We start from the raw sequence: 21,815 nt of genomic DNA, 5'->3' as shown, positions 1-21,815 counted from the left end.
GAATAGGGTTTTTTCGTTTACATCAATCATGACGTTTTTTGTTTTAAGAGACCAAGCAGTAAGTGTAAAGTTCATTTGTTATATGAAATGCAATTTCGATTATGATTAAAAAAAATCAGAACAGGACAGGACAGGATGCTAATTTAATGTTAAATAAATAGATTTGAGTTAATTAACCTTAACCAATTAATTTATGAAATTTAAAACTTTACTTTTTAAACAAGTTCCAAAAGCTTTGATGTTATATGGACTTGTATTAAGTTCGGGGAATCTAAACTCTCAAACATTAGCTTTTCCTGAAGCCGAAGGATTTGGTAGATTTACTACTGGAGCTAGAGGAGCTGCGAACCCTCAAATTTATCTAGTTACTAATTTGAATGATAGCGGACCTGGTTCATTTCGTGATGCGGTGAGCAAAGAAGGCCGTTTTGTGATTTTTAAAGTTGGAGGTATCATCAATCTACAATCTCAAATTGTAGTAGCAAAAAATACAACCATCGCAGGACAAACAGCTACGGGTGAAGGAATCGTACTTTTAGGCCCAAGGGTAACATTTACTGGAGCTAATAATACTATCGCTAGATATCTTCGTATTCGTTATGGAGGCACTGCCCAAAATCAAGACGCATCAGGTTTAGCAAATGGTGCTAATATGATTTTTGATCATATGACTTTTTCTTGGGGTACAGACGAAGTATTCTCTATCAACTGGGATAATAAAGGATCAAGTCCTGATAATATAACAATTCAGAATTCTATTATGGGGCAGGGATTGCATCGCCATAATCATTCTGCTGGTGGACTAATTCAGCCTTCGGCAGGTGGTAAGATAAGTTTAATAGGAAACTTGTATATCTGTAATAAGACTCGAAATAATAAAATAAAAGGAATTAATGAGTTTGTAAATAACGTTGTTTACAATTGGGGTAATTATGGGAATACTTATGGACATACTGAATCTGGTGACGCTTACATTATGGGTGGTGATTCTGCAGGAACTTCTGATGTGAATATTATTAATAATTATTTTATTGGAGGTCCAAATACAAACACTTCAATTACGACACCTTTTAACCGAGGAAATGCTAATTTTTTTGTTTATGGTTCAGGAAATTATTTTGATAATAATAGAAACGGCATATTAGATGGAACTTTAGTTCCTCAAGATTTAACTGGATATCCTACTGGAGATGCAACAACAATTTTATCATCTCCTTATGATTATCCAATGAAAAATACCCCTTTGACTGCTCAAAATGCTTTTGATAAAATTGTATCAAGTGCAGGAGCATCGTATCCTAGACGTGATCAGGTAGATAATTTAATGATTTCCGATTTGATGTCTAAAGGAACAACAGCGACTTATGTTTATGTTCAATCTGATCTGACAAGACAATTTGGTTTTATTAACGGAGGAGCTGGTCATGTTTATGCAGCTCCAGCACCATTGGATACTGATAATGATGGAATGCCTGATGCCTGGGAAGATGATAATGGATTAGATAAAAATAATCCTAATGATGCCCTTTTAAGTAGTACGACCGCTTCAGGATACTTAAATATTGAAGTATATATAAATGGATTGATTAATACTGTTCCTCCTGAATTCATTATTCCTCCAACTGCTATTACTTTTAATGCAAGTACAGTTGAAACACCTGTTCCTTCAAGTCAAATTATTTTAAATTGGAAAGATAATTCGGCAAACGAAACTAATTTTGTAATTGAACGCTCCACAGATGGAACTTCTTATACCGAAATTTCACAAGTAGCTGCAAATACGGTTACTTATATTGATGTTGATTTAATTCCTAATACTAAATATTATTATTGAATAAAAGCCATAACTACTACTGAATCTTCCAGCTACAGTGATGTGAATGCTATCACTACACCAGCTTTACCTTCAGCTCCTACGAAGACTACGAGTCCTAATCCTACAAACGAATTCAATTATGTAGAACCAACAGAGGGAAGTCTAATTTTAAAATGGACAGGAAGTAATAATACAACAACTTATGCCTTATATCTTGGGACAGATCCATTGGAACTTAGTAAAATAGCTGATGTGAATTATGTAGCTAGTCCTTCATTTTCAGCATCAAATTTAGTGTTAGGTACAGAATACTATTGGAGAGTGGATGCTACAAATTCAAAAGGGACTGTTACTGGTGATATTTGGAATTTTCGAACAATTTCCGATTTACCTTTAGGTTTGGTTGGACACTGGCCATTTAAAGAAACTGCTGGAGAAGGAGATGAAGTTATTGATTTATCTAATTACAGCAACAATGGAAAATTAGATTTAGATTTTGATAATACCAATGTAAGAATAGCAGGAAAAGCGAATAATGCTCTTAATTTTTCGACATCCAATACTAATAACTATATGGTGAGTATTCCTAATCAGGATCAAATTTACTTAAACAAAAATTCATTCTCTATTTCATTTTGGATGAATGCAGCTCCAAATTTGCTTCCAACAGGATCAACTAGTTCTGCTTACTTATTATGCAAAGGCTCATTTACCAAAAATGCAACAACCGGAGCAACCGGTAAACGTTATAATCTTGAATTTAAAAGTGGAGAACTTCGTTTTGCTATAGATGATGATATTGTCAAAAAAGAAGTAAAAGCAACAGGATCTAAATTTTTTACAGGAAACTGGGAACATGTTGTTTTAATGAGAGATGTTACTGCTCATAAATTACGCGTATATCTAAACGGAGTACTTCAGAATGAATTGGATGAAACAGGAGTAACTGGTATTGCAGAAGCAACAGACTTAATATTAGGAAACATTGGCGAACTTGAATTAGCATCAGGTACAGCTCCAGCTCCATACAAAGGAAAATTAGATGAGTTAAAGATATTTAATTATGCGTTATCCGCTTCAGAAATTGCAGCGATATATAATACGACTTTAATTAATGCACCTTCAGAAGTAACGTTTCAAACAAATTCAGTAGCACTTCCAAATCCTTCAAGTACGGTAACATTAAATTGGAAGGACAATTCAAATAACGAAGCTAATTTTGTTATTGAACGCTCAATAGATAGTATTTCTTTTGTAAAAGTAAAAGAAATTGAAGCTAATATAGTGACTTACACTGATACAAATTTAACTTCTAATACCAAATACTATTACCGATTAAAAGCAACTAATAAAACGGATTCTTCAGCATATTCAGAAATATTTAATGTAACTACTCCCATTGATAATGATAATGACGGTTATTCTAACATTGATGATTGTAATGACGATGATCCTACTGTCCATGAACCCATTTTATATTATGTAGATGAGGATAAGGATGGGTTTGGATCGAATGTAGCAGTATGGCTATGTTCATCTGTTGCTCCTGAAGGATATGCTACAAATAATACGGATTGCGATGACAATAAAATTTTATATGCAGACAATGATGGTGATGGACTTGGTAGTGGTGATCCTGTAGCTTGTGGCGTAGAAAACAATGATGATTGTGATGATTTAAATCCTATCTTGTTAACCGCATCAATTCCTGATGTTTATGCTATTAATAATACACAGGAAAAAAACACTATCTATGTTGGTTATGGATCTTCTTTGCTTCCAATTACAGCTGTTGCTACAGGGGGCACAGCACCCTATTCTTACCTATGGAGTACAAATCAAACGACTCAAACTATAGCTATAGCAACAGCAGGTACCTATACTGTAATAATAACTGATGCCAAGGGCTGTCAAACTTCTTCCTCAATAGATGTTAATGCAATAAATGTACAGTGTGGTAATTCAGGTAATAAAGTTATGGTTTGTCATAATGATAAGGAAATTTGTATAAGTTCAAATGCAGTTCAGGCTCATTTGAATCACGGTGATAAACTGGGAAGTTGCGACACTACTTCTGCTATTAGTATTATCGAAAATGTTACTGTCTTCCCTAATCCGGTTGTTACATCTTTAAATATTAAAGTAAATACAGTTTTTGATGAAGCAGAACTTTCACTCTATAGTATTTTAGCAAGAAAAGTCAAATCAGAACCTTTAACAAGTACTATGCAACAGATGTATATGAATGATTTAAACAAAGGGATTTACTTTTTACATGTCAAGAATGGCAGATATTATACAATAAAAGCTATCGTTAAGAAGTAATTTTTTTAAAGTAGAAGCTATAAAAAAAACAGTCATCTCAATTATGAGATGACTGTTTTTTTGTTATTTCGAAAATTAGAATTATTGGATACTATCTTTTGCTTCTTCTAAATCTTCTGTTTTTCTACCTACTTTTATTCTAGGATTATCTTTATTTCCTGTTATAGTCAAAGGAATTCCAAGGATTCCAAGAGGTGGTAAACCTAATCTCATTTTAAGATTTAACCTTCCGTCTAAACTAGTTGTTCCTTCAATTCGAGGTCTGAATCCAGCAAATTTGAATTTAAAACGTTCAATCGTAATAATATTATTCTTAATAGAACTTTTAATATCTACTTTACTTAACTCGGGGTTTTTAATACTTTCTTTATTTGTTTGTTTAGCAACGCTACCAAACATTTTCATACCATACAATTTGACATTTTTTACAGAGATAACTCCATTTCCTAATAAAGAAGGAAAAACGGGTTCCATATTTGCATTCAATCGTCCTTTTAAATTATAATCTAAAGATATAATTCCTTCGGCTTTTTCGGCAGCACTTGCCATTTCTCTAAAAAGTTTGACTTCTTTATAAGCACGTTTAATATCAAATTCATTTGCTTTTATATGATAGTCAAATATTGCATTTTTAGAATTAACACTTTTGTAAGTAGCATCCATAGCAACCGTACAACCTATTAAATCAAAACCAGTATTTTTCATGCTAAGCAAGCCGTTTTTCATGTTCAAACTTCCTTTTGCGTTTTTAAGTTCCAATCCGTTAAAATTTACTTTTTGTGCATTGGCTGTAAAATGCAAATCTAAATTTGGTGGAACAATGATTACTCCTGTCTCTTTTGCAGTAGCAGTTGGAATTGTTTCCGTTGTATTTATAGTGGTATTTGACATGAACTCATCTGCATTGATGTATTTAGAATTCATAGAAAAAGAACCATGTAAAACCCCTTTTTTTGAAGCCAGAAAATTGAATACATTCTGCAAATAACCATTTAGTTTAAAATCAGATTGTCCATAAGAAGCTAAAAAAGTGTTGAAACGCATCTTATCATTATTGAATTTAAAAATTCCTTCTTTGATAAGAAATGCTTTTGGTAAATACTCAGATGCTAATTTGATGTTTCGAATTTCAAGTGTTCCACTATTTTTAAGTTTCGAATAGTTTCCTTTTTCGGCATCGCTTTGTTTTCCTTTTAGGGCTAAATCGGCTTTAATAAAACCATTCACGTCCAATCCTTTTTGAGAAAAAACTTGGTATATTCTGCCAATATCAAGTGTTCCTTTGGCAGTAACATCATAAATAAGATTGTCAAAATTACTCAAATTGGCTTTTACAAAGACAGGATTTCCTTCAAAAGTAAATTGCGCAGGTTGTAAAACTACTTTTAAATCTTCGAAAGTACCTTTTGGATTCGAAATAGTAGAAACAATCTCAATATTAGTGATTGGATTTGGATAATATTTAGTTTTAAGAAAACCATTATTCAAGTTAATAATGGCATTTGTTACAGGAAATGTTCCACTTTTTTTATCAAATTTCCCTTTAGATTTTCCATCAGCTACCAGCATTCCTTTTAGTTCAATATCTGGAATTCCTATCGCTCGATTTAATTTTTCTAAATCAATTTTTGCTTTAAGTTCAGCATTTATATCTAGACTAGTAGTTCCTGTACTGTATAATTTTGCTTTTAAAGATTCTTTATCAATGTTAAGAGATAAGTTTCTTAAATCCACAATTAAAGAATCAGGATTCAAAGAAGGCAATTGGGTATCAAAATCAACATTTAGGTTGGTTACAGTGGCTGGACTTTGATTGTAATTAATACTTCCGTTTCTAATTTTGAATTCTAGTTCCAGTTTTGGTGCAATATTCTTAGAAGCAATATAATTTCCTTTTAATGATAATATACAATCTGTTTTTCCATTTAATTTGGTTTTATCAAGCCATGTGATGAATTTTGGCGGAAAAGCAGTAAAAAAATCATGCAAATTACTGTTGGTAGTTTTTAGAACAAAATCCATTTTGTATCCTTCTTTCAGGAAGTCGAATTTTCCTTTAAAATCAACAATTAGGTTATTTATTTTTAAATCATTTTCCTGAAAAATCAACGAAAGCGAGTTTACATTTACTTTGGTAATTAAATCGGCATTTATTTTTTTGTTCATTAAGTAAGTTTCGTTATCATACAAAAGACTGAGTTTTTCAATTTGTGCTTTAGAAGATAAATCAAAAATGGCTTTGCTTAAATCACCTTTTCCTAAGTAATTAAAACCAAAAATATCAAAGTGCAATTTGGTCGATAAATCATCATAGACAATTTTAGTATTGGTGATTTCGATTTTTTCCAGTTTTAATGAACTGTCTTCCTCTTTTTCGGTTGTTTTGACTTTACTTGATTTGTAAACATTATAATTTGCAAACCCTTCTTTGTTGACTTTTACATTAATATCAGCATTTGAGAGAAAGATTTTGTCAATATTCACTGACTTTCCAAAGATTAGACTGGGTACATCAATACCAAAAGCGATTTCTTTTGCAGATATTAGGTTTTCATTTTGATAAGGTGCTGAACCATGAAGCTGAAAATCATTTAAACTCACGGTTAACGAAGGAAAATGTGTGAAAAAAGAAATGTTAGATTCAGAGTAATCCAGTTTTGCGTCTAGTTTTTCATTAGCTACTTTTTTTATTTCTGCATTAATTTTGTCTGCAAAAATATACGGAGCAATAAACATGAAAGCCAATAAGGTGATTAGCGTGATTCCTATATATTTTAAGGTTTTAAAAAATATAGCTTTTTTTTGAGACATGATAGTAATGGTTATTTGAGAAATAAAATTTAGGAACGAATTTTAGAATAAATTATTATCCGTGTATGGTTTCGTTTTTTCCGTAGTTTGTAATTATTGAAGTTTCATACTCAATCCACTCTTTCCAACGTTTGTCAACATCGACATTGTCGGCATATTTTTTGGCAAAAGCTAAAAAAGTGGTGTAATGTCCCGCTTCGCTAATCATTAAATCACGGTAGAATTGAGCCAATTCTGGGTCTTTAATGTTTTCTGATAAAACTTTAAAACGTTCGCAACTTCTGGCCTCAATCATTGCCGAAAAAAGCAAACGTTCGCATAAAGCATCGTTACGACTTCCGTCTTTTTTCATGAATTTGAATAGCTCATTAACATAGCTGTCTTTGCGTTCACGTCCAAAAGTGAGTCCTCTTTCTTTGATAAGGTCATGAACCATTTTAAAATGCTCGATTTCTTCCTGAGCAATTAGCATTAATTCAGTGACCAATTCTTCTTTTTCAGAGTTTTGAGTAATAAGACTGATGGCGTTAGAAGCTGCTTTCTGTTCGCACCAGGCGTGATCCGTTAAAATTTCTTCAATATTAGATTCTACAATGTTGACCCATCTTGGATCGGTGGCTAATTTTAATCCTAACATATTCCTCAGTTTTATTGCTGCAAAATTAGTCTTTATTTCAGTTATTTTAGTCGAAAGGAGTGAATAACCATTAATTTAGTATTATTTTGTACTATTAATTTTTATGTTGATATGAATCAGATGCAATCGCTCTTGATAATTGGTTTTGTGTGGCCTGAGCCTAATTCTTCTGCGGCAGGCGGAAGGATGATGCAATTAATTTCGTTGTTTCAAAAACAAGGATTTCAAGTTATTTTTGCAAGTCCCGCTCAGAATAGTAATTTTATGGTTGATTTGAGTGAATTTGATGTTCAAAAAGAATCAATTGAATTGAATAATTCCAGTTTTGATGATTTTATAAAAGAGTTAAATCCAAAGATTGTTTTGTTTGATCGATTTATGATTGAGGAGCAATTTGGCTGGCGTGTTGCCGAAAATTGTCCCGATGCATTACGAGTTCTAGATACCGAAGATTTGCATTGTTTGCGATTGGCAAGACAAAAAGCATTTAAAGAAAAGCGTGAATTTCAAATTTCAGATTTATTAGCAGAAGAAGTCGCTAAGAGAGAAATTGCTAGTATTTTACGTTGCGATTTGTCCTTAATGATTTCTGAATATGAAATAGAATTGCTAATAAATGTTTTTAAAATTGATAAAGCGTTGTTGTATTATTTGCCTCTTTTGTTGAATCCAGAAGCTATTCCCGATTTGAATCTTTTGCCAGATTTTGAAACTCGAAAAGATTTTGTTTTTATTGGTAATTTTCTTCATGAGCCTAATTGGAATGCAGTACAATATTTGAAAGAAACAATTTGGCCAATTATAAAAAAGCAATTACCAGATGCTGTTTTAAATGTTTATGGCGCTTATCCTTCTCAAAAAGTATTGCAATTAAATAACGTAAAAGAAGGTTTTCTGATTCAGGGTCGTGCTCAAAATGCGAATGAAGTAGTTGAAAAGGCGCGTATAGTTTTGGCTCCGTTGCGTTTTGGTGCCGGAATAAAAGGAAAACTACTCGAAGCGATGCAATGTGGAACGCCAAGTGTTACAACTGCTATTGGTGCCGAATCAATGCAAGGGAATTTACCTTGGAACGGTTTTGTGGAAGATAATCCAGAACTTTTTGCTGATAAAGCAATACAATTATATCAACACAAAGAAATTTGGCTTCAAGCCCAAGACAACGGAATTGAAATAATCAAACAGCGTTATTTAAGAAAGTTGTTTGAAGGCGATTTTGCTACGCAAATTCAGTTTTTACTTTCGAATATAAAGCAACATCGTTTGAATAATTTTATGGGTGAATTGTTGCAACATCATACTTTAAAAAGTACCAAGTATATGTCCCGCTGGATTGAAGAGAAAAATAAAAAATCCGTCTCGTAATATACAAGACGGATTTTTTTATTTCAATTCCAATTTTGGAATTTAGAATTTTTATATTGGAATTTCAAAAATATTACATCATTCCTGGCATTCCACCGCCCATTGGCATTCCGCCACCAGCGTTTTCTTCTTTGATGTCAATTAATGCACATTCAGTAGTTAAAATCATTCCTGAAACTGATGCTGCATTTTCTAATGCTACACGAGTTACTTTTTTAGGATCGATAATTCCTGCTTTTAGCATATCAACATATTCATTAGTTTTTGCATTGTATCCAAAATCACCTGAACCTTCAGCTACTTTTGCTACCACTACAGAACCTTCAAGACCTGCGTTTTCAACAATAGTTCTCAATGGAGATTCAATAGCGCGAGAAACAATCTGGATTCCAGTAGCTTCATCAGCATTTTCAGCTTTCAAATCAGCTAGTGCTCCTTTAGCTCTTAATAAAGCTACACCACCACCAGCAACGATTCCTTCTTCTACAGCTGCACGAGTTGCATGAAGCGCATCGTCAACGCGGTCTTTTTTCTCTTTCATTTCTACTTCAGAAGCAGCACCAACATAAAGAACCGCAACACCTCCAGCTAATTTAGCCAAACGTTCTTGCAATTTTTCTTTGTCATAATCAGAAGTCGTAACTTCCATTTGACCTTTAATTTGGTTTACACGGTTTTTGATCATTTCAGCTTCACCAGCACCGCTTACAATTGTAGTATTGTCTTTGTCGATAGAAACTCTTTTAGCTGTTCCTAACATTTCGATAGTTGTGTTTTCAAGCGTATAACCTCTTTCTTCAGAGATTACAGTTCCTCCAGTTAAGATAGCAATATCTTCAAGCATTGCTTTTCTTCTGTCTCCAAAACCAGGTGCTTTTACAGCAGCGATTTTCAAAGCACCACGTAATTTGTTTACTACCAATGTAGATAAAGCTTCTCCGTCAACGTCTTCAGCAATAATCAATAATGGTTTTCCTGATTGAGCTACTGGCTCAAGAACTGGTAATAATTCTTTTAAAGAAGAAACTTTTTTGTCGTATAATAAAATGTATGGAGAGTCTAATTCTACTTCCATTTTTTCAGAATTAGTAACAAAATATGGAGAAAGGTATCCTCTGTCAAATTGCATTCCTTCTACTACGTCAACAAAAGTATCAGTACCTTTTGCTTCTTCAACAGTAATAACTCCTTCTTTTCCAACTTTTGCGAAAGCAGTAGCAATTAATTCACCAATAATTTCGTCATTGTTTGCAGAGATAGAAGCAATTTGTTTGATTTTGTCTGAATCACTTCCTACAACCTGAGATTGTTTTGCAAGGTCAGCAACAATAGCTTCAACCGCTTTGTCAATTCCTCTTTTTAAATCCATTGGATTCGCTCCGGCAGCAACGTTTTTCAAACCTTCTTTTACAATAGCTTGTGCTAAAACAGTTGCAGTTGTAGTTCCGTCTCCAGCTAAATCATTAGTTTTAGAAGCTACTTCTTTTACCATTTGAGCTCCCATATTTTCTAATGGGTCTTTTAATTCAATCTCTTTTGCAACAGAAACACCATCTTTAGTGACAACTGGTCCACCAAAAGATCTTCCAATGATTACATTACGACCTTTAGGTCCTAAAGTTACTTTTACTGCATTTGCTAATGCGTCAACACCACGTTTTAATCCGTCACGTGCTTCAATATCAAATTTTATATCTTTTGCCATTTTTGTTTATTTCTTTATTTATTATTGTTTTAAAAATCTTAATACTTTGTACTTAATTCTTAATACTTGTTTTTTTAGATTATCGCTAAGATATCATCTTCTCTCATAATCAAATAGTCAGTACCTTCTAATTTTAGTTCAGTACCAGCATATTTTCCGTAAAGTACGGTATCTCCAATTTTTACGGTCATTTCATGATCTTTTGTGCCATTTCCTACGGCTACAACAGTTCCTTTTTGTGGTTTTTCTTTGGCAGTATCTGGAATAAAAATCCCTGACGCCGTCTTAGTTTCAGCTGCAACTGGTTCGATCAGTACTCTGTCTGAAAGTGGTTTAATGTTTAATGTCATGATTTTTTATTTTAAATTAATTAAATTAAATTTTGCTTTGGGTATTCAGAAATTATGCCAGTCCAATTTCACTGCCATTTTTTCTTATGAAAAATGCCAGCTTTGACAGGCTGGCATTTTTTAATCTATTTTAGAATAGGAATTATTTTGCAGGGGCTGGCGTAACTGGCACAGCTGGTTGAGCAGGAGTAGGAGCTGGTGTTGCAGGAACAGCAGCTTCAGTGTTATCAATAATTTTAGAATCACTATCGCTTAAAGTTCCTGTGAAACTCAAACTTGATAATAAAATCAATGAGATTAAAACGATGGATAAAGTCCAAGTACTTTTGTCTAAAAAGTCGGTTGTTTTTTGTACACCACCCATTTGTGTTGATCCGCCTAATGAAGATGATAAACCACCACCTTTAGGGTTTTGAACCATAATTACTACAATCAGTAGAAAACAAACTATTGTTATTAAAACTAAAAAAATTGAAAATGTGCTCATTACTTAATTATTATTGTTTTGTTGTAAAATCTTAATATCCGATATGCGGTCTGCAAAGAAACTACTTTTTTCTGGATATTTCAAAATTAATATTTCATAAGCTTGAATCGCTTTTTGATATTTTTTTTGTTCTAAATATACCTTGGCTAAAGTCTCTGTCATCAACGAAGTGTTGTCTTCTTTATTAATGTCTATGTTAATAATAGACGGTGTTCCGTGCTTAACCGCTGAAATTTTTGGATTACTTTCAATAAATTTATTGATTATTGCTTCTTGTTTTTTCTTAGAAACATCTTCTGCTTTAAGAGAGGCTTGACTATTTTTGGATTCTGATGTTCTGTCTATAGGTTGTATTCTGGAAAGTTGAAGCCATTCCTGGAAAGAATGCGTTTCGTTTTTAGAAAATTCTAAAGGTTTTCCAAGTTCTAATTTTTCTTCGGTAGTGTTGGTTATTTCTAAAACTTCAGTTTCTTTTTCTAAAGGAACATTGTTTTCGTTAGTTTCAAATGTCTTTTCCTGAATGATTTCGATGCTATCCACCACCTGAATCGAAAGAAGTTCATTGGTTTTTTTCTCAAATAATGCTTTTTGAATGGCATTAAAATCTTCCGAACTGATAAAGTCAAATAAAATAGCTCTATCGGTAGTATGTGCTGCTGTAACTTTTAATGCCGAATTATACTGATAACTATTTTCATTGTAAAGCCCTTTTAACCGCAAGGCTCTGGCACTTTGAAAATACGGAAACTCGTCCAATACTTTCTCTAAAGCTAAGGTTTGCTTTTGAGTTATTGTATTGGGTTTGTTAATTAAATAAGTATAATCGGTTACGTTCATTGTTTTTTGTTTAATCGCGGTGCTGTTTATTTGTTTAATCGATTAAACAAATAAACGGTTAACCAAATAAACTTTTAATTTACCACTTAGCTAATGATTCATTAAAAATATCCTGCGTAATTCTTTCAAAAATTTCATCGAGTGCCGTAGTTAGAACTGCACCTTGAAGCTGTGTTTGTGCTGGGTAATCGTAATAAAACTCGAATGGTTTTTCAAAATCGTCAGCTTCTTTATTTCTATTCATAAACCGTACATTCACTCTTATTTTTATTCGGTTTTGAGAAGCTTGTTGATCGGCAGTAGCGGTCATCGGACTGATTCGGTAATCTACAATTTCTCCTTCATAAGTTAAATCACCACCACTACTTACCAAGTTCAAGTTAGTTTGATTGATAAGAAGATCTTGTAATTCCCTAGTGAATTTTAGGTCAATTCCTGGTTCAACTAAATCTGCATTGTTTTGGAAGAAATTAACTTGAAAAGTTTTTGCATCGATTTTTCCCGTTCCGGTAAAGTTGTAAATTCCGCAACCACTCAACATAAAAAGACTAATGAATGCAAAAAGTGAATATATTTTTTTCATAATATTTATTGAAAAAATTCCAATTTTTTAAATTCCAAATTCCAATTTGAAAGATGGATTCTATTTTTTTTTCAAATATACTAATTTGGAATTTGGAATTTATTTTTTGGAATTTATTTAAAGGTCGAATTGTTTGATTTTTCGATACAACGTTCGTTCAGAAATTCCTAATTCATCGGCAGCTGCTTTTCTTTTTCCTTTGTTTTTTTCTAATGATTTTTTAATCATTTCGATTTCTTTTTGTTCTAAACGCAACACTTCCTCTTCTTCGATAGTTTCGGCAAAAAGATAATTGTCTTCTGAATTGTTGTAGTTTTCATTATGATTCGTTGGCATCACAGCGGTTACAGCTTGTTCTTCAAACTCGATTTCACTATCTTCTTCTTTAGAACCGTATATTTTCTGAATTAAATTCGGATTAATATCCTGAGCCTTTGCAGCACCACTTTTCATGAGTTCCAAGGTCAATTTTTTAAGATCATTCAAATCACTTTTCATATCAAAAAGTACTTTGTACAAAATGTCTCTTTCTGTACTAAAATCACTTTCGCTTTTATTGCTTTTAATTACTGATGGTAGATTGCTGCCTTCTGTAGGCGGTAAATAAGCTTGCAAAGTAGCTCCGGAAATATCGCGATTGGTTTCTAAAACCGAAATTTGTTCGGCAACGTTTCTCAGCTGACGAATGTTTCCGCTCCATCGGTATTTTTGCAATAATTGCACTGCATTATCATCTAATTTTAATGGAGGCATTTTGTATTTATGAGCAAAATCGGCGGCAAATTTTCGAAACAATAAATGAATATCGTCTTTTCTGTCTCGCAAAGGAGGCAAAGCAATATCTACAGTACTCAAACGATAGTACAAATCTTCACGAAATTTCCCTTTTTCGATAGCATTAAACAAGTTCACATTAGTGGCAGCTACAATTCGAACATCGGTTTTTTGAACCTGTGAAGAACCTACTTTCAGGAATTCGCCATTTTCAAGGATTCTCAGTAAACGTACTTGGGTAGTAAGTGGTAGCTCTCCAACTTCATCAAGGAAAATAGTTCCGCCATTGGCTACTTCAAAATAACCTTCACGCGTACTTGTTGCACCTGTAAAAGCACCTTTTTCGTGACCAAAAAGTTCACTGTCTATAGTTCCTTCGGGAATAGCACCACAGTTTACGGCAATATATTTACCGTGTTTTCTGTGTGATAACGAATGGATGATTCTTGGAATATTTTCTTTACCAACACCACTTTCACCAGTAACCAACACCGAAATGTCAGTTGGCGCTACTTGAATGGCTTTTTCTATCGCACGATTGAGCTTTGGGTCATTCCCAATAATCTCAAATCGTTGTTTTATGTTTTGAACTGATTCCATATTGTATTGTCATTGCGAGGAGTTGCGAGGCACGAAGCAAAGCAATCTCATTTTTTGTTAACCGCAAATTCGCAGATTTATTCTTTACTATTTGTCAAAGTATCTTTGATTTTATTCGTTTGTTCTACTTTATGCTTTGGAAAATAAGTTCTAATGATATAGAAAGTAGTTCCAAATCCAATGATAAAAGTTAGTATAACTATAAGTATTTGTTTCTTTGTCATTCTTGTTTTTTTTATTTGTCATTGCGAGGAACGAAGCAATCACATTTAGTATATCGATTCCAAATTGTTTCGAAATTGTTTTAGTGTGATTGCTTCGTTTCTCGCAATGACTCTAAATCTAATTCATTTCAGAATATCCAACCGCTTCACCTTTTAATGTTCCGCTGGTGCAAGAATTGATTTTTACATTTACAAAGTCACCTATTTTATAGTTCTCTTTTGGGAAAACTACTGTAATACTTTGAGAGTTCCTTCCAGAAAACTCTTCAGTTGATTTTTTAGAAACTTTTTCAATCAATACTTCAACTGTTTTTCCAATGAATTCCTCTGAGCGAAACCAAGCGTGTTTTTGTTGTAAATCGACAATTTCTTGTAATCTTCGTGCTTTGGTTTCTTCTGGAACATCATCTTCCATTTTTCTTCCTGCCAAAGTTCCTGGGCGTTCAGAATACGAATACATGTATCCAAAATTATATTTCACATATTCCATCAAACTTAAAGTGTCCTGATGATCTTCTTCGGTTTCTGTTGGGAAACCAGCAATCATATCTTGCGAGATTGCCGCATCTGGAATAATAGTTCTAATTTTATCAATTAAAGTCATGTATTCTTCACGACTGTGCAAACGATTCATTTCTTTTAGAATTCTATTGCTTCCCGATTGTACAGGCAAGTGAATGTGTTTGCAAATATTATTGTGTTTTGCAATTACATGCAATACACTTTCGTGCATATCTTGCGGATTTGAAGTCGAAAAACGAACACGCATTTTTGGAAATCCAATTGCTACCATTTCGAGTAATTGATCAAAGTCTACTGCAGTTGCTTTTTGCATTTCGGTTGCGTTTTCAAAATCTTTTTTCAATCCGCCGCCATACCATAAATAACTATCTACGTTTTGACCTAATAAAGTAATTTCTTTAAAACCTTTATCCCATAAATCCTGAATTTCACTCATAATACTTTGTGGCTCACGGCTGCGTTCACGTCCGCGTGTAAAAGGAACTACGCAAAACGTACACATATTATCACAACCACGAGTGATGGAAACTAAAGCTGTGATTCCGTTACTCATCAAACGAACTGGCGAAATATCGCCATAAGTTTCTTCTTTCGATAAAATAACATTAATCGCATCACGACCTTCTTCAACTTCACTTAAAAGATTTGGTAAATCTTTGTAAGCATCAGGACCTACAACCAAATCAACTATTTTTTCTTCTTCTAAAAACTGACTTTTCAAACGTTCGGCCATGCAACCTAAAACGCCTACTTTCATTTTTGAGTTAATGCGTTTTACCGCATTGTATTTCTCTAAACGCTTTCTAATAGTTTGTTCGGCTTTGTCACGAATCGAACACGTATTGACCAAAACCAAATCGGCTTCTTCTAAAATTTGAGTGGTGTTGTAGCCGTTGCTCGATAATATAGAAGCAACTATTTCACTGTCTGAAAAATTCATCGCACAGCCATAACTTTCTATAAATAGTTTTTTGGTGTTTTCTGGTTTATGTTCTAAAACAAGACTTTCTCCTTGTTTACTTTCTTCAATAATCTTTTCCATTCTAGTTGTTTCAAAGCACAAAGATAAGAGAAATCAAACGGATATGACAAGATGTCAGATGAAGAATTAACAGTATTTTTTGTTTTTAAAAAATGGAACAATAATTCTATGTTTTTAGTTGAAATGAAAATCAGCTATTTTTTCGGATAAAATAGATTTACGTTAAAGAAATTGAGAATAAAGTGACTGAAAAAATCTGGTATTTATATTGAAGCAAAATTCCCAAATCTTTCAAAAAAAAAATCTAAAGCCTTTGTATTTAAAAAAAATAGATACTTTTGTCTGAGAAAAATAAAGTAATGGCAAAGAATTTAGTAATAGTTGAGTCACCTGCAAAGGCAAAAACAATCGAGAAATTTCTAGGAAGTGATTTTCAAGTAGAGTCAAGTTATGGTCACATAGCCGACTTACCTTCAAAGGAAATAGGAGTAGATGTAGAAAATGGATTTAAACCTAAATATGAAGTTTCTCCGGATAAAAAAGCCTTAGTAAGCAAACTTAAAACTTTATCTAAAAATGCCGAAACGGTTTGGTTAGCAAGCGATGAGGACCGCGAGGGTGAGGCCATTTCTTGGCACTTAGCGGAAGAATTAAAATTAGATAAAAGCAAAACCAAAAGAATTGTTTTTCACGAAATTACAAAAAATGCCATTTTAAAAGCAATTGATAATCCACGTGAAATTGATTATAATTTAGTTAATGCTCAGCAAGCACGTCGTGTATTAGACCGTTTGGTGGGTTATGAATTATCGCCAGTTTTGTGGAGAAAAATTAAAGGCGGACTTTCGGCAGGTCGTGTACAATCGGTTTCTGTTCGTTTGATTGTAGAACGCGAGCGTGAAATTCAGGATTTTAAAGCTGTAGCTTCTTATTCGGTAGTGGCCGAATTTACTAACGAAGCTGGAAAAACATTCAAAGCCAAATTACCTAAAAACTTTAATACTAAAAAAGAAGCCGAAGAATTTTTGAGTAAAAACATCGGTTCTACTTATAAAGTTTCGGATTTAGAAACGAAACCAACAAAAAAATCACCAACAGCGCCATTTACTACTTCGACTTTACAACAAGAAGCAGCACGTAAATTGTATTTGCCTGTTGGAATTACGATGCAGTTAGCACAACGTTTGTACGAAGCGGGATTGATTACTTACATGAGAACCGATAGTGTGAACTTGTCTAAGGATGCTATGGATGCAGCCGAAGCGGAGATCATTAAATCTTATGGAAAAGAGTTTTCTAATCCTAGAACATTTGCCAACAAAAGTAAAGGAGCTCAGGAAGCACACGAGGCGATTCGTCCAACGGATATGTCACGTCATACCGTAAATATTGATAGAGATCAGGCACGTTTGTATGATTTGATTTGGAAAAGAACTTTAGCTTCGCAAATGAGTGATGCCAAGTTAGAACGTACTAACGTTAAAATCCAGGCGAATAATCATAGCGAATTGTTTACTGCGTCTGGAGAAGTATTGCTTTTTGAAGGTTTCTTAAAAGTATATTTGGAAGGACATGATGATGACGAAGAGGAGCAAGAAGGCATGTTGCCGGCTATGAAAGTAAACGAAAAATTACAAAACAATTATATTACAGCAACCGAGCGTTATTCGCGTCCAGCGGCAAGATATACTGAGGCTTCTTTGGTTAAAAAACTAGAAGAGCTTGGAATTGGTCGTCCATCTACTTATGCGCCAACCATTTCTACCATTATCAATAGAAATTATGTTGAGAAAGGAAATTTAGACGGACAAGAACGTAATTATACACAACTTACGCTGCAATCTGGAAAAGTAGGAGAGAAGTTGCTAAAAGAAAATACTGGTTCTGATAAAGGAAAATTAGTTCCTACAGATATTGGAACTATTGTTACTGATTTCTTGGTTAAGAATTTCGGAAACATTTTAGATTATAATTTTACTGCAAAAGTAGAGCAGGATTTTGACGAAATTGCCGAAGGAAATATCGAATGGGCAACTATGATGCAAGAGTTCTACGATCAGTTTCACCCTACTGTAAAAGATGTCGAAGCCAATGCAGATAGAGAAAGCGGAGAACGAATTTTAGGTACAGATCCTGCAACCGGAAAACCGGTTTCAGTTCGTTTAGGGAAATTTGGTCCAATGGCTCAAATTGGTGATGCCGAAGACGAAGACAAGAAGTTTGCTAGTTTGATGAAAGAGCAAAACATCGGAAACATTACCTTAGAAGATGCCTTGAATTTGTTTTTGTTGCCAAAAGCATTAGGGACATACAAAGACGAAGAAGTGGAGGTAAGTAACGGTCGTTTTGGACCGTATGTACGTCACGGAAGTGTGTTTATTTCGTTACCAAAAGGAGAAGATCCATTGGCAGTAACTAAAGAAAGAGCACAAGAATTGATTGATGAAAAAATAAAAGCCGATGCGCCAATTGCTACCTATAAAGGCGAAGGAGTGCAAAAAGGAACTGGACGTTTTGGACCTTTTATTAAATGGGACGGAATGTTTATTAATGTGAGTAAAAAATATGATTTTGATAATTTATCGCAAGCGGATATTGAAGCTTTGATTGAAGATAAAATACAAAAGAATATTGATAAAGTAATCCACAATTGGGAAGACGAAGGTATTTTAGTTGAGAAAGCAAGATGGGGACGTTCGGTAATTACGAAAGGAAAAATCAAAATCGAATTAAGTAAAGATGTCGATGCTGCTAAAATGACTTTGGCTGAAGTTCAGGAATTGATTGCTCAAAAAACACCTGCTAAAAAAGCACCAGTTAAGAAAGCGGCTGCTAAAAAACCAGCAGCAAAAAAAACTACAGCTAAAAAGAAATAAAACTTGTATTTTCCTCTTATTCTTGGGAAGCAAAAAAGTTGAGAATAACATATTATGATAGGATTTGATTTTCTGGAGCCAATAAATAATGACTTTTTGGAAGTGTTAAAATCACTAAGTTCTCAGCAATTGGGAAGTAAGGTGGTGTTTCATACCCAAGAAGAATTTCCAGATTTGAATAAAGTAAAAATTGCTTTAATAGGTGTTTTAGAAAATCGTGGAAGTGATACTATCTCAAATTCGGGAGATTTATCTGCATTTAGACAAGAATTATACAGTATGTTTCCTGGAAATTGGGATGCTAGCATTGCTGATTTAGGTGATATTTTGCCAGGAAATTCAAAAGAAGATACTTATTTTGCTGTACGCAAAGTAGTTTCTGATTTGATCAAAAAGAAAATCATTCCCATAATTATTGGAGGTTCACAGGATTTAACATACAGCATGTACCGTGCTTATGATGAATTAGAACAAATGGTGAATCTGGTTGCTATTGATAGTAAATTCGACTTTGGAAAAGAAGAAGAAGAGATGTCAAGCAACTCCTATTTGTCAAAAATGATTATCGATGAACCCAATAATTTATTTAATTTTTGCAACATTGGTTACCAAACCTATTACAATTCTCAGGAAGAAATTGATTTAGTTGAGAAATTGTTTTTTGATGGCTATCGCCTTGGTGAAGTTTCAAATAATATTGCTCTTGCCGAGCCTGTTTTTAGAGATGCTGACTTTGTTAGTTTAGATTTAAACGCAGTAAAATCAGCCGATTCTGGAAATTTTGTTTCTTTTGCTCCAAATGGTTTTAATGGGAAAGAAATTTGCGCTTTAGCAAGATATGCGGGAATAAGTGATAAGGTTTCGATGTTTGGCGTTTTTAATCATCATAATTCTCGTCAGGAATCAATTTTGATTACACAAATTATCTGGTATTTTATAGAAGGGTATCATTACCGTTCTAAAGAATATCCTTTTGGAAGTAGAGAAAATTATATTAAATACAGTGTTCCTATTGAGAACGAGACTTTGGTTTTTTATAAAAGCGACAGAACAGATCGTTGGTGGATAGAAATTCCTTTTATTTCAAATGGGAATAATAAACTAAAACGAAATACGTTATTACCTTGTTCTTATGAAGAGTATTTAGGTGCTTGTAATCAGGAATTACCAGAAAGATGGTGGAAAGCACAAAGGAAAAATGTGCTTTAAAATGCTGTTTTTTGTTAATGTATGTAGAAGAATAGTGAGTTTTGATTTTAATTAGAGTAGTTTAAAAACTACGTTTCATCGGATAAATGTGTTTTTAATCGTGTTTTTTTAGCATTTTGTCGATAAAATATTTTTTTTATAATTTTTTTAACTTTACTTTTGGTTGAGTGTTGAATTAAAGAAAAAAAAATATTGTTTTATTAATAAATAATAAATACGTTTACACACTTAAAAAATAAAGAATATATAACCCGAATTTATATGAAGAAGTTCATTGCATTTATGGCAATTTTGTCACTTTTAATAAGCTGTGGTAAATCGAGTGATAAAGGTGAGTTAGTCGGTGTTAAAGGAGCAAAATGGCATCCAGAAAAGCCATACGGAATGACACTAGTTCCTGGAGGAGCCTTTATTATGGGTAAATCTGATGAAGATATTGCTGGCGTTCAAGATGCACAAACAAAAACAGTTACGGTACGTTCCTTTTATATGGATGAAACTGAAATTACTAATAGTGAATACCGTCAGTTTGTAGAATGGGTAAAAGATTCTACGATAAGATTGAAGTTAGCTGTGATGGCAGAAGATTTTGGTGTTAAACCTGGAGATGGAAAAGGAAAAAAAGCAGGAAGCATTGGTGATTTTGCTTTTAATGATGCAGATCCTGAAAAAATGACTGCATATGATAAGTATATGTATGATAATTATTATAGTATAGGGACCGATGAAGATCCGTATGCCGGAAGGAGATTAAACCGAAATGTTAAGTTAATCAAAGATCCGAAACAATATCCTGATGAATATTATGTAGAGGTAATGGATTCAATGTATATTCCAATTGAAGAAGCATATAACGGTGAACGACCTATTGATGTTGATAAACTGAAATTCCGTTACTCTTGGATGGATATTCAGGCTGCTGCAAAAGCGAAAGTGGGTAAAAGAAAAGATTTTATAAGAAATGAAGAAGTAAAAGTATATCCGGATACCACAGTTTGGATTAAAGATTTTACTTACTCGTACAATGAGCCAATGCATAATGAATATTTCTGGCATAAAGCGTATGGAGATTATCCTGTAGTAGGTGTAAAATGGACACAGGCTAAAGCTTTCTGTGCATGGAGAACTTTAAATAAAAATACTTATATTAAATCTAAAAAGAGTGGTCGCGACCTGATTAATTCTTTTAGATTACCTACAGAGGCTGAGTGGGAATATGCTGCCAGAGGTGGTCTGCAATCAGCTACTTATCCTTGGGGAGGCCCTTATACTAAAAATGATAGAGGTTGTTTCTTAGCGAATTTTAAACCAAATAGAGGAGATTATGCTGCTGATCAGGCTTTATATACTGTTGAAGCTAAGTCTTATGAACCAAATGGTTACAATCTTTATAACATGGCTGGAAACGTTTCAGAATGGACAGATTCGTCTTATGATCCTAATGCTTACGAATATGTGTCTACAATGAATCCAAATGTTTTAGACGCTTCAAATAAACGTAAAGTGGTTCGTGGAGGATCATGGAAAGATGTTGCTTACTTCTTACAAGTAAGTACCAGAGATTTTGAATATGCTGATTCAGCAAGAAGTTTCATCGGTTTTAGAACAGTTCAAGATTACATGGGCGTTCAAATTACCGGAGGAGCTGGAGATACAAGAAGAAGCAGATAAATAAACACCCCTTTAAATTAATAAATAACACCTACACGAAC

At 33.5% G+C, this 21,815-nt stretch carries 16 protein-coding genes; 6 read left to right on the top strand and 10 right to left on the bottom strand.

All coding sequences use genetic code 11. From position 1 onward, the window contains the following. Positions 1-193 precede the first annotated feature (193 nt). Both AAGV33_RS08235 and AAGV33_RS08230 read left to right on the top strand, forming a co-directional pair. Positions 194-1,834 carry a pectate lyase family protein gene (locus AAGV33_RS08235; RefSeq protein ID WP_373391489.1) on the top strand — a complete coding sequence of 547 codons (1,641 nt, stop codon included), beginning with the start codon at positions 194-196 and terminating at the stop codon, positions 1,832-1,834. Positions 1,835-1,876: 42 nt separating this feature from the next. Beyond that, the gene (locus tag AAGV33_RS08230) at positions 1,877-4,141 is read left to right on the top strand and encodes a LamG-like jellyroll fold domain-containing protein (RefSeq protein WP_373391488.1); all 2,265 of its coding nucleotides are present in this window, start codon (positions 1,877-1,879) and stop codon (positions 4,139-4,141) included. An 81-nt stretch (positions 4,142-4,222) separates the two neighbouring features. Here AAGV33_RS08230 and AAGV33_RS08225 read toward each other — a convergent pair whose 3' ends face one another. Both AAGV33_RS08225 and AAGV33_RS08220 read right to left on the bottom strand, forming a co-directional pair. Then, the gene (locus tag AAGV33_RS08225; protein WP_373391487.1) at positions 4,223-6,952 is read right to left on the bottom strand and encodes an AsmA-like C-terminal region-containing protein; all 2,730 of its coding nucleotides are present in this window, start codon (positions 6,950-6,952) and stop codon (positions 4,223-4,225) included. Between the two features lie 55 nt (positions 6,953-7,007). Beyond that, positions 7,008-7,589 (bottom strand): MiaE family protein, encoded by a 582-nt coding sequence (locus tag AAGV33_RS08220; RefSeq protein ID WP_373391486.1) that lies wholly within the window; start codon positions 7,587-7,589, stop codon positions 7,008-7,010. Positions 7,590-7,700: 111 nt separating this feature from the next. On the opposite strand from AAGV33_RS08220, the gene AAGV33_RS08215 reads away from it, so the two are divergent. Beyond that, positions 7,701-8,954, top strand: coding sequence for a glycosyltransferase (locus AAGV33_RS08215; RefSeq protein ID WP_373391485.1), 1,254 nt, complete (start codon positions 7,701-7,703; stop codon positions 8,952-8,954). Positions 8,955-9,027: 73 nt separating this feature from the next. On the opposite strand, the gene groL is transcribed toward AAGV33_RS08215, so the two are convergent. The 8 genes from groL to miaB all read right to left on the bottom strand — a co-directional run bounded on the left by groL (position 9,028) and on the right by miaB (position 16,078). Further along, the gene (gene groL / locus AAGV33_RS08210; protein WP_373391484.1) at positions 9,028-10,659 is read right to left on the bottom strand and encodes a chaperonin GroEL; all 1,632 of its coding nucleotides are present in this window, start codon (positions 10,657-10,659) and stop codon (positions 9,028-9,030) included. 74 nt (positions 10,660-10,733) lie between these two features. Then, a complete protein-coding gene (locus AAGV33_RS08205) occupies positions 10,734-11,009 on the bottom strand; it encodes a co-chaperone GroES (RefSeq protein ID WP_071184975.1) in 276 nt (91 codons plus the stop codon). Between the two features lie 142 nt (positions 11,010-11,151). Next, complete coding sequence (gene secG / locus AAGV33_RS08200; protein WP_373391483.1) at positions 11,152-11,496, bottom strand: preprotein translocase subunit SecG; 345 nt, start codon at positions 11,494-11,496, stop codon at positions 11,152-11,154. A gap of 3 nt (positions 11,497-11,499) precedes the next feature. Next, a complete protein-coding gene (locus tag AAGV33_RS08195; protein WP_373391482.1) occupies positions 11,500-12,333 on the bottom strand; it encodes a tetratricopeptide repeat protein in 834 nt (277 codons plus the stop codon). A gap of 79 nt (positions 12,334-12,412) precedes the next feature. Next, the gene (locus AAGV33_RS08190) at positions 12,413-12,916 is read right to left on the bottom strand and encodes an LptE family protein (RefSeq protein WP_373391481.1); all 504 of its coding nucleotides are present in this window, start codon (positions 12,914-12,916) and stop codon (positions 12,413-12,415) included. A 117-nt stretch (positions 12,917-13,033) separates the two neighbouring features. Next, positions 13,034-14,290 carry a sigma-54 interaction domain-containing protein gene (locus AAGV33_RS08185; protein WP_373391480.1) on the bottom strand — a complete coding sequence of 419 codons (1,257 nt, stop codon included), beginning with the start codon at positions 14,288-14,290 and terminating at the stop codon, positions 13,034-13,036. Positions 14,291-14,367: 77 nt separating this feature from the next. Then, a complete protein-coding gene (locus AAGV33_RS08180) occupies positions 14,368-14,514 on the bottom strand; it encodes a hypothetical protein (RefSeq protein WP_373391479.1) in 147 nt (48 codons plus the stop codon). 118 nt (positions 14,515-14,632) lie between these two features. Next, complete coding sequence (gene miaB / locus AAGV33_RS08175; protein ID WP_373391478.1) at positions 14,633-16,078, bottom strand: tRNA (N6-isopentenyl adenosine(37)-C2)-methylthiotransferase MiaB; 1,446 nt, start codon at positions 16,076-16,078, stop codon at positions 14,633-14,635. Positions 16,079-16,377: 299 nt separating this feature from the next. Between miaB and topA the strand changes: the two genes are divergently transcribed. From topA to porK, 3 genes are all read left to right on the top strand, one after another. Further along, the gene (topA, locus tag AAGV33_RS08170; protein WP_373391477.1) at positions 16,378-18,894 is read left to right on the top strand and encodes a type I DNA topoisomerase; all 2,517 of its coding nucleotides are present in this window, start codon (positions 16,378-16,380) and stop codon (positions 18,892-18,894) included. Positions 18,895-18,951: 57 nt separating this feature from the next. Next, the gene (locus AAGV33_RS08165) at positions 18,952-20,103 is read left to right on the top strand and encodes a formimidoylglutamase (protein ID WP_373391493.1); all 1,152 of its coding nucleotides are present in this window, start codon (positions 18,952-18,954) and stop codon (positions 20,101-20,103) included. A gap of 261 nt (positions 20,104-20,364) precedes the next feature. Next, positions 20,365-21,774, top strand: coding sequence for a T9SS ring complex lipoprotein PorK/GldK (gene porK / locus AAGV33_RS08160; protein ID WP_373391476.1), 1,410 nt, complete (start codon positions 20,365-20,367; stop codon positions 21,772-21,774). Positions 21,775-21,815 lie beyond the last annotated feature (41 nt).

Source organism: Flavobacterium magnesitis, assembly GCF_041729735.1.
GTDB classification, from domain to species: domain Bacteria; phylum Bacteroidota; class Bacteroidia; order Flavobacteriales; family Flavobacteriaceae; genus Flavobacterium; species Flavobacterium magnesitis.
The sequence above is the reverse complement of the archived record's forward strand: the minus strand, read 5'-3'. Positions and strand labels throughout refer to the sequence as shown.

Excerpts from the sequence above, each read along its gene's own strand:
- AAGV33_RS08235 (WP_373391489.1), top strand. The coding sequence starts at position 194 with ATGAAATTTAAAACTTTACTTTTTAAACAAGTTCCAAAAGCTTTGATG.
- AAGV33_RS08225 (WP_373391487.1), bottom strand. The coding sequence starts at position 6,952 with ATGTCTCAAAAAAAAGCTATATTTTTTAAAACCTTAAAATATATAGGA.
- AAGV33_RS08220 (WP_373391486.1), bottom strand. The coding sequence starts at position 7,589 with ATGTTAGGATTAAAATTAGCCACCGATCCAAGATGGGTCAACATTGTA.
- AAGV33_RS08215 (WP_373391485.1), top strand. The coding sequence starts at position 7,701 with ATGAATCAGATGCAATCGCTCTTGATAATTGGTTTTGTGTGGCCTGAG.
- groL (WP_373391484.1), bottom strand. The coding sequence starts at position 10,659 with ATGGCAAAAGATATAAAATTTGATATTGAAGCACGTGACGGATTAAAA.
- AAGV33_RS08205 (WP_071184975.1), bottom strand. The coding sequence starts at position 11,009 with ATGACATTAAACATTAAACCACTTTCAGACAGAGTACTGATCGAACCA.
- secG (WP_373391483.1), bottom strand. The coding sequence starts at position 11,496 with ATGAGCACATTTTCAATTTTTTTAGTTTTAATAACAATAGTTTGTTTT.
- AAGV33_RS08195 (WP_373391482.1), bottom strand. The coding sequence starts at position 12,333 with ATGAACGTAACCGATTATACTTATTTAATTAACAAACCCAATACAATA.
- AAGV33_RS08190 (WP_373391481.1), bottom strand. The coding sequence starts at position 12,916 with ATGAAAAAAATATATTCACTTTTTGCATTCATTAGTCTTTTTATGTTG.
- AAGV33_RS08185 (WP_373391480.1), bottom strand. The coding sequence starts at position 14,290 with ATGGAATCAGTTCAAAACATAAAACAACGATTTGAGATTATTGGGAAT.
- AAGV33_RS08180 (WP_373391479.1), bottom strand. The coding sequence starts at position 14,514 with ATGACAAAGAAACAAATACTTATAGTTATACTAACTTTTATCATTGGA.
- miaB (WP_373391478.1), bottom strand. The coding sequence starts at position 16,078 with ATGGAAAAGATTATTGAAGAAAGTAAACAAGGAGAAAGTCTTGTTTTA.
- topA (WP_373391477.1), top strand. The coding sequence starts at position 16,378 with ATGGCAAAGAATTTAGTAATAGTTGAGTCACCTGCAAAGGCAAAAACA.
- porK (WP_373391476.1), top strand. The coding sequence starts at position 20,365 with ATGAAGAAGTTCATTGCATTTATGGCAATTTTGTCACTTTTAATAAGC.